This window comes from Streptomyces sp. S.PNR 29, from assembly GCF_030386795.1.
In the GTDB taxonomy this organism is placed as follows: Bacteria; Actinomycetota; Actinomycetes; order Streptomycetales; family Streptomycetaceae; genus Streptomyces.
In genome coordinates, this window is the sequence record NZ_JANUQM010000006.1 from 214,930 (window position 1) to 228,335 (window position 13,406).

Annotated in this window: 13 protein-coding genes; 7 read left to right on the forward strand and 6 right to left on the reverse strand. The window is 71.5% G+C overall.

The window, feature by feature from the left end:
• Positions 1-40 precede the first annotated feature (40 nt).
• From NW895_RS18205 to NW895_RS18225, 5 genes are all read left to right on the forward strand, one after another.
• On the forward strand, positions 41-943 hold the full coding sequence (locus NW895_RS18205; RefSeq protein ID WP_289936761.1) for a ribokinase: 903 nt from the start codon (positions 41-43) through the stop codon (positions 941-943).
• Positions 940-1,329: a D-ribose pyranase gene (gene rbsD / locus NW895_RS18210; RefSeq protein ID WP_289936762.1), complete on the forward strand. Its 390-nt coding sequence runs from the start codon at positions 940-942 to the stop codon at positions 1,327-1,329. Before NW895_RS18205 ends, rbsD begins: the two co-directional genes overlap by 4 nt.
• A 233-nt stretch (positions 1,330-1,562) precedes the next feature.
• Positions 1,563-2,525, forward strand: a complete 963-nt coding sequence (locus NW895_RS18215; RefSeq protein WP_289936763.1) for a helix-turn-helix domain-containing protein — start codon at positions 1,563-1,565, stop codon at positions 2,523-2,525.
• A 235-nt stretch (positions 2,526-2,760) separates the two neighbouring features.
• Complete coding sequence (locus NW895_RS18220) at positions 2,761-3,180, forward strand: hypothetical protein (protein WP_289936764.1); 420 nt, start codon at positions 2,761-2,763, stop codon at positions 3,178-3,180.
• A gap of 2 nt (positions 3,181-3,182) precedes the next feature.
• Positions 3,183-7,658: a WD40 repeat domain-containing protein gene (locus tag NW895_RS18225; protein WP_289936765.1), complete on the forward strand. Its 4,476-nt coding sequence runs from the start codon at positions 3,183-3,185 to the stop codon at positions 7,656-7,658.
• Positions 7,659-7,665: 7 nt separating this feature from the next.
• On the opposite strand, the gene NW895_RS18230 is transcribed toward NW895_RS18225, so the two are convergent.
• Both NW895_RS18230 and NW895_RS18235 read right to left on the reverse strand, forming a co-directional pair.
• Complete coding sequence (locus NW895_RS18230; protein WP_289936766.1) at positions 7,666-7,959, reverse strand: hypothetical protein; 294 nt, start codon at positions 7,957-7,959, stop codon at positions 7,666-7,668.
• Complete coding sequence (locus NW895_RS18235; RefSeq protein WP_289936767.1) at positions 7,956-8,237, reverse strand: hypothetical protein; 282 nt, start codon at positions 8,235-8,237, stop codon at positions 7,956-7,958. The genes NW895_RS18230 and NW895_RS18235 overlap by 4 nt, the downstream gene beginning before the upstream one ends.
• 120 nt (positions 8,238-8,357) lie before the next feature.
• On the opposite strand from NW895_RS18235, the gene NW895_RS18240 reads away from it, so the two are divergent.
• A complete protein-coding gene (locus tag NW895_RS18240) occupies positions 8,358-9,182 on the forward strand; it encodes a helix-turn-helix transcriptional regulator (RefSeq protein ID WP_289937018.1) in 825 nt (274 codons plus the stop codon).
• Positions 9,169-9,393 (forward strand): DUF397 domain-containing protein, encoded by a 225-nt coding sequence (locus NW895_RS18245; RefSeq protein ID WP_289936768.1) that lies wholly within the window; start codon positions 9,169-9,171, stop codon positions 9,391-9,393. The genes NW895_RS18240 and NW895_RS18245 overlap by 14 nt, the downstream gene beginning before the upstream one ends.
• A gap of 8 nt (positions 9,394-9,401) precedes the next feature.
• Here NW895_RS18245 and NW895_RS18250 read toward each other — a convergent pair whose 3' ends face one another.
• The 4 genes from NW895_RS18250 to NW895_RS18265 form a co-directional block, all read right to left on the reverse strand.
• Positions 9,402-9,875 carry a hypothetical protein gene (locus NW895_RS18250; protein WP_289936769.1) on the reverse strand — a complete coding sequence of 158 codons (474 nt, stop codon included), beginning with the start codon at positions 9,873-9,875 and terminating at the stop codon, positions 9,402-9,404.
• 173 nt (positions 9,876-10,048) lie between these two features.
• Positions 10,049-10,846, reverse strand: coding sequence for a sugar phosphate isomerase/epimerase family protein (locus NW895_RS18255; protein WP_289937019.1), 798 nt, complete (start codon positions 10,844-10,846; stop codon positions 10,049-10,051).
• A 32-nt stretch (positions 10,847-10,878) separates the two neighbouring features.
• Positions 10,879-12,030, reverse strand: coding sequence for a dihydrodipicolinate synthase family protein (locus tag NW895_RS18260; protein WP_289936770.1), 1,152 nt, complete (start codon positions 12,028-12,030; stop codon positions 10,879-10,881).
• Positions 12,027-13,178 (reverse strand): Gfo/Idh/MocA family oxidoreductase, encoded by a 1,152-nt coding sequence (locus NW895_RS18265; protein ID WP_289936771.1) that lies wholly within the window; start codon positions 13,176-13,178, stop codon positions 12,027-12,029. The genes NW895_RS18260 and NW895_RS18265 overlap by 4 nt, the downstream gene beginning before the upstream one ends.
• Positions 13,179-13,406: the final 228 nt, after the last annotated feature.

Here is a 13,406-nt window from a genome sequence, read left to right on the forward strand (position 1 = left end):
GTCATCCATTCGGGTATTCGGGGATTCGGGGAGACAATCCATGTTCGACTACGACCTCCTGGTCGTGGGATCGGCCAACGCCGACCTGGTGATCGGTGTCGAGCGGCGGCCGGGTGCCGGGGAGACCGTGCTCGGCTCCGACCTGGCCGTCCACCCGGGCGGCAAGGGCGCGAACCAGGCGGTCGCGGCCGCCCGGCTCGGGGCCCGCACGGCCCTGCTGGCCCGGGTGGGCGACGACGCCTATGGCCGGCTGCTGCTGGACTCGCAGCACGCGGCGGGTGTCGACACGGTGGGCGTCCTGGTGGGCGACGCCCCGACGGGGGTCGCGCTGATCACGGTGGACCCGTCCGGAGACAACAGCATCGTGGTGTCCCCCGGCGCGAACGGGCGGCTGACGCCCGGGGACGTACGCGCCGCGGGCAGCCTCTTCCACGCCTCCCGCGTGGTGTCGGCGCAGCTGGAGATCCCGCTGGAGACGGTCGTGGAGGTCGTACGGAACCTGGCGCCGGACAGCCGTTTCGTCCTCAACCCGTCACCGCCGCGGCCCCTCCCTCAGGAGGTGCTGGCGGCCTGCGACCCGTTGATCGTCAACGAGCACGAGGCGAAGGTCATCCTGGGTGGTTCCGCCGTCGGGGACACCCCTGAGGACTGGGCGCGGATCCTGCTCGCGAAGGGCCCGCATTCGGTGGTCGTCACGCTGGGCGCGGAGGGGGCGCTGGTGGCCTCCTCGGAGGGCGTCGCCCGGGTCCCGTCCGTGAAGGTGGACGCCGTGGACACCACGGGCGCGGGCGACGCGTTCACCGCGGCGCTGGCCTGGCGGCTGGGCGCGGGCGCGTCCCTGGCTCAGGCGGCGGCGTACGCGGCACGGGTCGGGGCGGCGGCCGTCACCAAGGAGGGCGCGCAGGCGTCCTTTCCGACGGCGCGGGAGGTCGACGCGCTGTGAAGAAGGCCGGAATCCTGAACCGTCATCTCTCCGGGGCACTGGCCGAACTGGGCCACGGCGACGGGGTGCTGGTGTGCGACGCCGGCATGCCGATACCCGACGGTCCGCGGGTGGTGGACCTCGCCTTCCGGGCCGGCGTGCCCTCGTTCGCGGAGGTGCTGGACGGGCTGCTGACCGAGCTGGTGGTCGAGGGCGCCACGGCGGCGACGGAGGTACGGGGAGCGAACGCGGAGGCGTCGGCTCTGCTCGACGGTCACTTCCCCGAGCTGGACCTCGTCCCGCACGAGCGGCTGAAGGAATTGTCGGCGGGTGCGCGGCTGGTGGTGCGGACCGGGGAGGCCCGGCCCTACGCGAACGTGCTGCTGCGGTGCGGGGTGTTCTTCTAGCTCCAGCGGGTCCCGGACAGCTTCCAGCGAGCCCCGGACAGCTTCAAGGGGGCCCGGTCCACGGACCGGGCCCCCTCGGGTTTTCCCCTCCCTCAGAACCCCCGCGATCCCCCCGGATCCCCCTCCGGGACGTCCTGATGCCTTGTACGACCCGCGTGGGGCGGGAAGGGTTGCACGTCTTTCCAGAAATCTTTCAAGGATTTTTTTCCGGCCTGGTTGCCTACGCTGTCTGCATGCTGGTGCAGGAGTTCCGGACCGAGGTGGTCCCGACCGCCGAACGGTGGGACCTGTGGCAGGACGTCACGTCCCGCACCCACGTACCCAACCTGCTGCGCAGCGACGACGAGGACGACTTCCGCGCCACGTTGCGCTTACTGCCGCTGGGCGAGGCTCAGATCTCCCTGCTGGCCTTCCCGCACCTGGAGATCGTGCGCACACAGCGCGCCATCCGGCGGTTCGATCCCGAGGCCTACCAGATCCAGTGCCTGCTCGAAGGCGAGTGCGGTGCCGCGCAGAGCGGGCGTGAGGCGGCGGTCCACGCCGGGGACCTGGTCCTGGTCGACACCTCCCTGCCGTACGAAGCCCGGCACATCCCGTCGCCGGGCCCCGTGTCGTCGGTGGTCGTCACCCTCCCGCGCGCGATGCTGCCGCTGCCGCCGCGCGCGGTGCGGCGCCTGCTGGCCGCCCCCGTCCCCCTGAGCCACGGCATGGGCGGCGTGCTGTACCGCTGGCTGACCGACGTCGCCGCCCGCGCCGACGAGTTCACCGAGGCCGACGTGCCGACGCTGGCCTCCGTGACCACCGACCTCCTCGCGTCCGTGCTCGGCCGCTGCCTGGAGGCCGAGGACACGCTGGCCCCGGAGTCCCGCCGCCGGGCCCTGCACACACGCATCCGGGACTTCATCGACCAGCACCTCACCGACCCCTCCCTCTCCCCCGCCCTCGTGGCCGCGGCCCACGGCATCTCCGTCCGGTATCTGCACCAGCTGTTCGCGGAGGAGGGCGAGACACCCGCCGCCTGGATCCGCCACCGCCGCCTGGAGCGCTGCCGCCGCGACCTCGCCGACCCCCGCCTGCAAAACCGCTCCATCCAGTCCGTGGCCGCCCGTTGGGGCTTTCCCGACCCGGCGACCTTCAGCCGCGCCTTCCGGCGGGCGTACGGGATGACGCCCAGGGACTACCGCCACCACACCTGACGCCCTGCACGCGCGCGTGCGTGCGTGCAGGAATCATCAAAACCCGTGCACCCGTGGCCAAGGATCAGTGCCGTCCGTCTTGTCATGCTGTTCCTCGTGCACGGCGGGGGGCTTGTGCACGGCGGGGATCAGGGGGGAGCGGCGTGTGGTGCCGGAACCGCGGGCGACGTGACCGGCACCGCACGCCGACGCGTTCGACGGGTGAAGGACCGTACGAATGGGCAGAGTTACCGGCGTGACGGAAGTACGGGTGGGGATCAGCGTCGACGGAACGACCACGGGCGCCGGTGGGCACGGCACGGTCACGGACACCGGCCTGCACGACCTGCGGCGGCGCCTGGCCACCGAACCCGAACTGCGCGGCCGGATCCGCCTCGACGGCTCGGCCCCGCTGCCGCCCGGCGCGATGGGTTTCCCCGGTGAGGCGCTGCTCGCGCTGCTGGAACCGGGCGGAGTCGTCACGACGTTCGCCGCGGGCCTGGTCGCCTGGCTGGCGGCGCGGCGCACCGAGTGCACGGTGACCGTCACCCGCCCGGACGGGACCCAGATCACCGTCACCTCGACCCGGGTCAGGAACCTCACGGCCCAGGAGCGTGCGGAGTTCATCCGGGAGATCACGGCCGCCCTGGACGAGAGCGCCCCGGAACCGGAGTAGCAGTGCCGGCCACCGACCTCGACGGCGCCGGCGACTTCGCGGTACTCGGAGCGCACGCGATCCTCATCGGAACACCGGACCACGTCCCCGGCTCCGAGCTGCCCGGCCTCCCCGCCGTCAGCACCACCCTCGACGACCTCCAGGCGGCTCTGCGGGACGCCTGTGGGCTGCGCGTGCAGCGTGTGCCCGCCGACGCCACGCAGGGCGAGGTCGTCGCGGCGGTGGAACGGACGGTCCGGGAGACGACCGGGCCGATCCTGCTGTGCTACGTGGGCCACGGCATCCTCGGCCCCGCCGACGAGCTGTACCTCGCCACCAGGGCCAGCCGCTCGCCCGAGCGGATCGCCGACGCCGTGCCCTACGGCACGCTCAGGAACCTGCTCACCGAGGCGCCCGGCGGCAGTGTCGTCGTCCTGGACTGCTGCTACTCGGGACGGGCGAAGGCACCCGGCGGCGGAGGGGCCCAGGGCCCGCCACCGTTCGCGGTCACACGACCCGACGGCAGCTTCCTGCTCACGTCGGCCACCTGGTACGACCTGTCGTACGCGCCGGAGGGACGAAGACACACCCTGTTCGGCGGGCGGCTCGTCGAACTGCTCACCCAGGGCGACCCGGCGGGCTCCCCATGGCTCACGCCGGACGGGCTGTACGAGGCCGTCGACCGCTCCTTCCAGGGCGGCCCGATCCGCCCCTGGCGGCAGAGCGAGGGCACGCTCGGCTCGCTGCGGCTCACCCGCAACCGCGCGTACGCCGACCCGCACCCCGAGGCCGACCCGCCCGCCGACGTGCCCTGCCCCTACCCCGGCATGGAACCCTTCGGCACCACGCAGGCCCGGCACTTCTTCGGCCGCGAGGACCTCACCCGGCGGCTGCTGGATGTCGTGTGCGACGACCGACGGGCGGCTCAGGCGGGCGGCACCGCGCCCGTGGTGCTGGTCGGCCAGTCCGGTGTGGGCAAGACGTCGCTGCTCACCGCCGGGCTCCTGGCCGGCCTGGAGCGGCGCCACGCCGAACCCGCCGGGCGCTTGGGTCTGCCGTGGCCGGCCGTGCTGCTGTCCGCGCCCGGACCGCATCCGCTGCGGGCGCTGGCCGAGGTGTGGGGCCGGGCCACCGGACGTCCCGCGCAGGAGGTGCACGAGGCCCTGTCCGCGGGCCGGTTACCGCAGCCGCGGCCCGGACGGGAGCGCTGCGGACTCCTGGTCGTCGACCAGTTCGAGGAGATCTTCACCCGCTGCACGGACGCGGAGGAACGGACCCGCTTCGTCGACGTACTGACCCGCCCCGAGACAACCACCGACCCCCCGCGCGTGGTCCTCGGCCTGCGCGGCGACCACTACGGCGACTGCCTCACGCACCCCGGCCTCGCCCACGCGCTGGACCACGGTCTGTTCAACGTACGCCCGATGGACGACGACGCCCTGCGCGCCGCCGTGGAACGCCCCGCCGAGGCCGCGGGCCTCACCCTGGAACCCGGCCTCACCGACCGCCTGCTGCACGACCTGCGCCACGGCGGCGGCCACGACCGCGACACCGCCCTCCCCTTCCTGGCCCACGCCCTGCGCGAGACCTGGCTGCGCCGCAGCGGCGCCACGCTCACCCTCGCCGGGTACGAGGCGACGGGCGGCATCTGGCGGGCGGTCACCACGACGACGGACCGGCTGTACGAGGACCTCGACGGGGCCGAGCGGGAGGCCCTGCGCGAACTGCTGCTGCGCCTCGTCCAGGTCACGGACGACGGGGTGGTCGTACGGCGCCGGGTCCCGGTCGAGGGCCTCCTGGACGGCCTGTCGGCCCCGCAGCGGGCGGCGACCGGGGCGGTTCGCGAGCGTCTGGCCGCCGCGCGGCTGATCACCGTGGACCAGGACCATGCGCAGATCGCCCATGAGGCGTTGCTGCGGGTCTGGCCCCAGCTGAGCAAGTGGATCGAGGAGGACAGGGAACTGCTCGTCCAGCGGCAGAAGCTGGCGGACAGCGCCAGGGAGTGGGAGGCGGGTGACCGTCATCAGGACCTGCTGCTGACCGGTGTCCGGCTGAGTGCCGCCGTGGATCTGCTCCGGGCGGAGAGGCTGCGCCATCGCCGGCTGCCCCGTACGGAGGAAGAACTGGTCCACGCGAGCCTGGCGGCGGAGCGGAAGCAGCAGGAGGGTCTCCGGAGACGGTTCCACATTGTCGTGTCTCTGCTCTGCGTGGCGGTGATCGCCGCCGGTGTCACCGTCTGGCAGACCGTCGAGGCCAACCGGCAGCGGAACGACGCCCTGGACCAACGGCGGCTGGGCACCCTTCGCGCGCTCGTCGCCGAGGCGGAGAACATGCGCCAGGAAGATCCCCAGCTGTCCCTGCGGCTGGGGCTCGCCGCCCACGGGATCCGGCCCTCGGCCGAGTCACGGGCCGCTGTGTTCAGCACTCTGGCGCAGAGCCGGTATGCCGGGAGCTCGACGGACGAGAAGAGTGTGGACGTCCCCGTGCTCAGCCGGGACGGACGGATGGAGGCCGCCGGACTGGGCGGCCGAATCGTGTTGTGGGACGTTTCCGATGCCGCCCGGCGAAGGCAGCTGGCGATGGTCCCGGGCTGCGGCGAGGACGTGGACGGCCTGACGTTCAGCTCGGACGGCCGCGCGCTGGCCGGCGTCTGCGACAACGGCTCCGTCGTGCTGTGGTCGCTGGCCGATCGGAGACATCCGCGCCGGACGGCTGTCCTGACGGTCGACGGCCTGAAAGGGGACCCGTCGGGGGTGGCGTTCAGCCCGGACGGGAAGCTGCTGGCCGCGGCCGGGTGGGGTGGCGAGGACATGTCCGTTGCACGCCGGTCCCTGGTGTTGTGGAGCCTCTCCGGAGACGAGCCTCGCCAAGTGGCCGTCGAGCGCAACGTCTACGACAGCAGTGCCGTGCTCTTCAGCCCTGACGGCCGGACTCTGGTGAGTTCGACGGGCGTGGTGACCGCCAAGGAGGAGCCCGTCGACCACACCTCCATCACCCACACCTCGGGCGCCACCTTGTGGGACGTCTCCACCCCGGCACGACCGCGGCGGCTGGCCCGTCTGGATCGGGTCGATGAGAGCGTGGCCTTCAGCCCCGACGGCCGGCTGCTCGCCACGCACCACGGCAACGACGTCATGCTCTGGGACGTCACCGATCCCGCTAAGGCGAAGGCACGAGTGGCGTGGGCCGCCCACAAGGGCACCGTCGAGGCCCTGGCGTTCGACCGTTCGGGGGCGCGTCTGGCCACGACCTCACTCGACGACTCGATCGTGGTGTGGAACCTGGAGGACAGCAACAAGCCGAAGCGGGAGGTGGTCCTGCGGGGCCACGAGGAGCCGCCGAAGGACGTGGCCTTCGGCCGGGACACCGGCACCCTGACCTCCGTCAGCGAACGGGCGGTCATCCGCTGGAATCTCCGTGTTCCCGGACGGCCCGAAGTCCTGACCACTCTGGGCGACTTGGGCGGCGGCACCCGGGCAGCCGTCTTCACACCGGACGGGAAGACCCTGGCCCTCGCCGGCTGGGGCGAGACCGTCACGCTGTGGAGCATGGCCGACCCAGGTCACCCGAAGCGTCTCGGATCCACGGATCTGGGGGCGGCCGTCGAGGATCTGGCCGTCAGTGCCGACGGAACCACGCTGGCCGCCGCCGATCGCACCAACAGGATCACCCTCTGGGACATCACCGCGCTGTCCCGGCCTCGCAGGCTGTCCGTCATCAAGCCGCTCAGCCGTCCGGACGATCCCCATGAGATGCACCTCGGCTTCTCTCCGCGCGGCGCGACCCTGGTCGCCAACGGCGGCAAGCTCTTCACCAGCGGCTGGGCCGCCCTGTGGGACGTGACGGACGGCGCGCACCCGAAGAAACTGAGCTCGTTCACGGGCGTGTCCCCAACCGATCCCGCCCAATTCAGCCCTGACGGAGAACTGCTGTCCGTCCCCTCGGGCACCGATACATACCTCTTCCGCTACGGCTCCCCATCGGCCGAACCGATCCCCGTTCCCGACGCGTACGGCGCCGCCGCCTTTTCTCCCGACGGCAAGCTGCTCGCCAGCTCACTGGGCGACGACCTGCTCTTCCTTGACGTCAGCTCTCCGGAGAAACCCCGCAAGGTCACGGAGGCACCGAAGGAGGATGGGGCCTACCAACATCCGGTCTTCCACCCTGATGGCAATCTCCTCGCCACCACGACCGACTCCGGAGACGTCCGTCTCACCGACATCGGAGATCTCTCCCAACTCCACCGGGCCACCACCCTGTCCTCGCCCGCTGAGCAGCTGACCATGCTCGCCTTCAGCCCCGACGGCCGGCTGGCCGTCACCGAACGCGAGGACAGCACGGTCCAGATATGGGACCTGCGGTCCCTCCCCGCCCTCAGCGCCGACCCCATCGGCACGGCATGCAAGCTGGCGGGCGGAGGCCTCAGCCAGTTGGAGTGGGCGAGGTACGCACCGGGGGTGCCGTACAAGACCACGTGCCCGGCTCCGGAGACGTCCTGAACGGATCTCACCGCGTCAGCCGTGCCCCTCGGCTCTCCGCCACCCGCTTGACGTCCGCCAGGCACTCCCTGAGCCGGCCGGCGAGGTAGCGCAGTTCTCCGCTGGTCGCGCGGGGCTCGGCGAGGAGTTCGGCGGCGTGGCCGAGGAGGTGGTCGGCCATCCCCAGCTGCACGCGTTCGACCTCGTCGGCGAGACGCGAGACATAGCCCGTTCCGTTGCCCACGACGTAGCAGGGCTTCCCCTCCGGGCTCGACCAGGGCAGCAGGCGCCCGACCGGCTGCTCGTACCGGCCGCTGTTCACGCGTACACCTCCGTACGACAGGGCAGCAGCGACCGGAGGTCCGCTCCCGTCGGCGCGAGCCGCAGCACCCGGCGGGGTGCCGTTGCCCGCTCATGCGCCAGCAGGTAAGGCCGCACCAGCGGACTGTCCTCGCCGCGCAGCGGTCGTTCTCCGGTGCGGTGGGCGGTCGGGCCGCAGACGTACGGGCATGCGGGCGCGGGCGATGCTCTGTGCCGCCCGGCCGGCGGGACGAGGACACGCACGAACGGCTCGATGAGCCGGGCGACAAGGGCGTACACATCAGCCTCCTGAGTGACTGCGTTCTGTGGCGAATCCCTCACAGAGTGACGTCGTCGCTGGCTACGCTGCCAGTACCTGGGACTTGACAGCGGACTTTTCAAGGTGGGGAGTTGGCACGTATGCAGCAGGGCCGCAAGCCTCGGACGGCACGTGAGAAGTACGGAGAGGAGCTGAGGCTACGGCGAGCAGCAGCCGGGCTCACGCAGGAGGAACTGGCCGATCGGGTCGTGTGCTCACCTACGTTGATCAGTCACTGGGAGTCCGGCAGGCGGCTTCCCAAACCCGACGACGCCCGGCGGATCGACCGGACGGTGGGGGCAGACGGGTTCTTCGAGCGCTGGCTGGAGGACCTGGAGTCGAAGTACGCCGATCACTTCGCCGCTGTGGCCGAGCTGGAACAACAGGCCACGCTGATCCAGCAGTTCGCGCTCTCGCTGGTTCCCGGTGTGCTCCAGACCGACGACTATGCGCGTGCTGTCTTCCGCGCGTACAGCCCGAACCACACCGCCGAGGAACTTGACGAGGCCGTTGTCATCCGAACAAAGCGCCGACGCGTCCTCGACGGGCCTGGACAGCCCGTCGTCTGGACGCTGCTCGACGAGGCCGTGCTGCGGCGCCGCGTCGGCGGCCCACAGGTCATGGCCGAGCAACTGCGCAGAATCGCGGAACTGGCCGAGGCAGGACGGCTGCGGCTGCACGTGCTTCCGTACGGCGTAGGGGCGCACGCGCTGCTGCAGAGCTACCTCACCCTCATGAGCTTCGAGGACTCCGCCCCCGTGGCCTACGTCGAAGCGTTCCTCACCGGTCACTTGATGGACGACCCGGCGCTGGTGGCCGCCAGCCAGACCGCCTACGCTCTTGCGCTGAGCGACGCGTTGTCGCAGCAGGAGTCACTGGCCCTCGTCAGGGCGGCAGCGGAGGAACACGCGCATGGTCAGCAGTGAGCACACCGTCCCCGACTCGTCCACGCTCACCGGTTGGCACAAGTCCAGCTACAGCGGCGGCGATCAGGGCGACTGCCTCGAAGTCGCCCGCGGCCACGCCGGTGTCCCCGTCCGCGACAGCAAGGCCGTCAGCGGCCCGGCGCTGATCTTCTCGGCCGACGGCTGGACGTCGTTCGTCACCGCGGTCAAGGCTGGCCGTATCGGGGGCTGACCCACTCGTCAGCTGGTGCGCAGCCGGTCGCCGGGGCCGGGGATGGCGGGCGGGACGTAGCCGTCGCTGTCCTTGGGATCGCCGGCGTGCAGGTCGGGCTTCAGCTGGTCGGGGAGGAAGAGCACGCGGGCCGTGTCGGACAGGTCCGATTCGGAAACCGGGCCGAGCCAGGAGTCGCCGTCCGCCACTCGCGCATCACCGGGTTCCGCACGCTCCACGGCAATGATGTCGCAGAGCAGCACGACGTCCGCCGAGTCCACCGCGCATGCCGCGAGTTCCACCGAGGCTTCCGGAAGCAGACCTTCCTGGACCGCGCGGTAAGTGAAGTGCACCGCGTCGCCCCGCTCGGGCACCTGAGGGTGCGGTCGCAGCTCCCACTCCGTGACCCTGGCGGTCAGGGGGTAGGTCTCCTCGCCGCGCACCACGGTGACTTCGACCGCCGCGGGGCCGGGTTCGCTCGCCTCATGGCTCGTCGATGACAAGCAACCGGCGAGGGCGACGGTCGCGCAAGCGGCCGTCACCGCCCGCGCTGCCGCATCCACACGGCATCGCGTTCGCCGCTGCACTCCGCCCCGCCCGCCCTTCGTCCGTGAACGGCCGCTGTCCCGCCCCGGTCGACGGGCGGGACAGCGAGCCGGATCACCTCAGTGTCACATCACAGCGCGTGCTCCACGAACCGCGCCGCGGTCTCGGCGAGCACCTCGCGCCCGTCCCGGGCCCACAGCCCGTCGTTGAACAGCTCCACCTCGATGGGACCGCTGTACCCGGCAGCCTCCACGTACCGCTTCCACTCCCGCATGTCGATCGAGCCGTCGCCGATCTGGCCGCGGCCGGTCAGGACGCCCTCCGGCAGCGGGGTGGTCCAGTCGGCGAGCTGGAAGGTGTGGATACGGCCACCCGCGCCCGCCCGCGCGATCTGCTCCGGGGCCGTGTCGTCCCACCAGATGTGGTACGTGTCCACGGTGACGCCGACCTGGTTCGCCGGGAAGCGTTCGGCGAGGTCCAGGGCCTGGGCGAGGGTGGAGACCACGCAGCGGTCGGAGGCGTACATGGGGTGGAGCGGCTCGATGGCCAGCCGTACGCCGTGCTGCTCGGCGTAGGGGCCCAGTTCCGCCAGTGCGTCCGCGATGCGCTCGCGGGCGCCGTGCAGGTCCTTGGAGCCGGCCGGGAGGCCTCCCGAGACCAGGACCAGGGTGTCCGTACCCAGCGTCGCCGCCTCGTCGATCGCCCGGCGGTTGTCGGCGAGGGCCTTCGCGCGCTCCTCCGGGTCGATCGCGGTGAAGAAACCGCCGCGGCACAACGTTGTCACCGTCAGGCCCGCGTCGCGGACCAGCTTCGCCGTGGCCTCCAGGCCGTACGACTGCACCGGCTCACGCCACAGACCCACGTTCCGGATGCCCAGCCGGCCGCACTCGTCGGCCAGTTCGGGCATCGACAGCTGCTTCACCGTCATCTGGTTGATGGAGAAGCGGGACAGCTGATCGCTCACCGGTTCACCCCGTACAGGCTCAGCAGGGTCCGCATCCGCTCCTCGGCCAGCTTCGGATCGGGGAACAGGCCCAGGCCGTCGGCGAGTTCGTAGGCGCGGGCGAAGTGCGGGAGGGAGCGGGCCGACTGGAGGCCGCCCACCATGGTGAAGTGCGACTGGTGGCCGGCCAGCCAGGCCAGGAAGACCACACCCGTCTTGTAGAAGCGGGTGGGGGCCTGGAAGAGGTGGCGGGACAGGTCGACCGTGGGGTCCAGCAGCCCGCGGAACCCGGCGACGTCGCCCGTGTCCAGCACCCGTACCGCCTCGGCCGCCAGCGGGCCCAGCGGGTCGAAGATGCCGAGCAGGGCGTGGCTGAAGCCCTTGTCGTCACCCGCGATCAGCTCGGGGTAGTTGAAGTCGTCGCCGGTGTAGCAGCGGACGCCCTGCGGGAGCCGGCGCCTGAGATCGATCTCGCGCTGGGCATCCAGCAACGACACCTTGATGCCGTCCACCTTGTCGGGGTGGGCGGCGATGACCTCCAGGAAGGTGTCCGTGGCCGCGTCCAGGTCGGACGAGCCCCAGTAGCCCTCCAGCGCCGGGTCGAACATCGGGCCCAGCCAGTGCAGGATGACCGGCTCGGCGGCCTGGCGGAGCAGGTGGCCGTAGACCTCCAGGTAGTCCTCGGGGCCCTTGGCCGCGGCGGCCAGCGCGCGGGAGGCCATGAGGATCGCCTGCGCGCCCGCCTCCTCCACGACCGCGAGCTGCTCCTCGTACGCCGTGCGGACCTCCTCCAGCGTCCCGGAGGCGATCTGGTCGGTGCCGACGCCGCAGGCGATCAGGCCGCCCTCCGCCTTCGCCTCGGCGGCGCTGCGGCGGATCAGCTCCGCCGCGCCCGCCCAGTCCAGGCCCATGCCGCGCTGGGCGGTGTCCATGGCCTCGGCGACGCCCAGCCCGTGGGACCAGAGGTGGCGGCGGAAGGCGAGGGTGGCGTCCCAGTCGACGGCGGCCGGCGAGTCGGGGCTGACGTCGGCGTACGGGTCGGCGACGACATGCGCCGCCGAGAAGACCGTACGGGAGGTGAAGGGGGATCCCGGGGTGACGGCGAGGGGTTCCGTGCGGGGCTCGTAGGCCCGCAGGGCGCCGCTCGCGTCGGGCAGGTGGATGGTCACAGCGAGATCTCCGGTACGTCGAGGCGGCGGCCCTCGGCCGAGGACTTCAGGCCCAGCTCGGCGAGCTGGACACCGCGGGCGCCGGCCAGCAGGTCCCAGTGGTAGGGCGCGTCGGCGTAGACGTGCTTGAGGAAGAGCTCCCACTGGGCCTTGAAGCCGTTGTCGAACTCACCGTTGTCCGGGACCTCCTGCCACTGGTCGCGGAAGACCTCGGTGGCGGGGATGTCCGGGTTCCAGACGGGCTTGGGGGTGGCGGACCGGTGCTGCACCCGGCAGTTGCGGAGCCCCGCGACGGCCGAGCCCTCCGTGCCGTCCACCTGGAACTCGACCAGCTCGTCGCGGTTGACGCGGACGGCCCAGGAGGAGTTGATCTGGGCGATCGTGCCGCCCTCCAGCTCGAAGATGCCGTAGGCGGCGTCGTCGGCGGTGGCGTCGTACGGCTTGCCGTTCTCGTCCCAGCGCTGCGGGATGTGCGTGGTGGCGATGGCCTGGACCGACTTCACGCGGCCGAACAGCTCGTGCAGGACGTACTCCCAGTGCGGGAACATGTCGACGACGATGCCGCCGCCGTCCTCGGCGCGGTAGTTCCAGGAGGGGCGCTGGGCGGGCTGCCAGTCGCCCTCGAAGACCCAGTAACCGAACTCGCCGCGGACGGACAGGATCCGGCCGAAGAAGCCGCCGTCGATGAGGCGCTTGAGCTTCAGCAGACCCGGCAGGAACAGCTTGTCCTGGACGACGCCGTGCTTGACGCCCTTCTCGGCGGCCAGGCGGGCGAGCTCCAGGGCGCCGTCGAGGCCGGTGGCGGTCGGCTTCTCGGTGTAGATGTGCTTGCCCGCGGCGATCGCCTTCTTGATCGCCTCCTCACGGGCCGACGTCACCTGGGCGTCGAAGTAGATGTCGACCGTCTCGTCGGCGAGCACGGCGTCCACGTCCGTGGAGACGTGCTCCAGGCCGTGCTGCTCGGCCAGCCCCTTGAGCGCATGCTCACGGCGGCCGACCAGGATCGGCTCCGGCCACAGCACGGTGCCGTCGCCGAGGTCGAGGCCGCCCTGCTCACGGATGGCCAGGATGGAGCGGACCAGGTGCTGGCGGTAGCCCATGCGCCCGGTGACACCGTTCATGGCGATACGCACCGTCTTGCGTGTCACGTCATTCCCTTCGTACGCGGTCCCTGCGCCGCGTACGCCCCACCCGCCGCCGGAGGACCGGCAAGTTACTGGTGAGCAATACAGCAAGCGCTTTCTATCTCTTCAGAAGCTAGCCTCTGCACTGCGGTCTGGACAAGACCAAGGCGGGGATGAGTTGTTCGAGGGGGCGAACAACACGGCCGGATGGCCTTAAGGTCTGCTCGGAACCATGGCTGTGGGCCTGCGTGT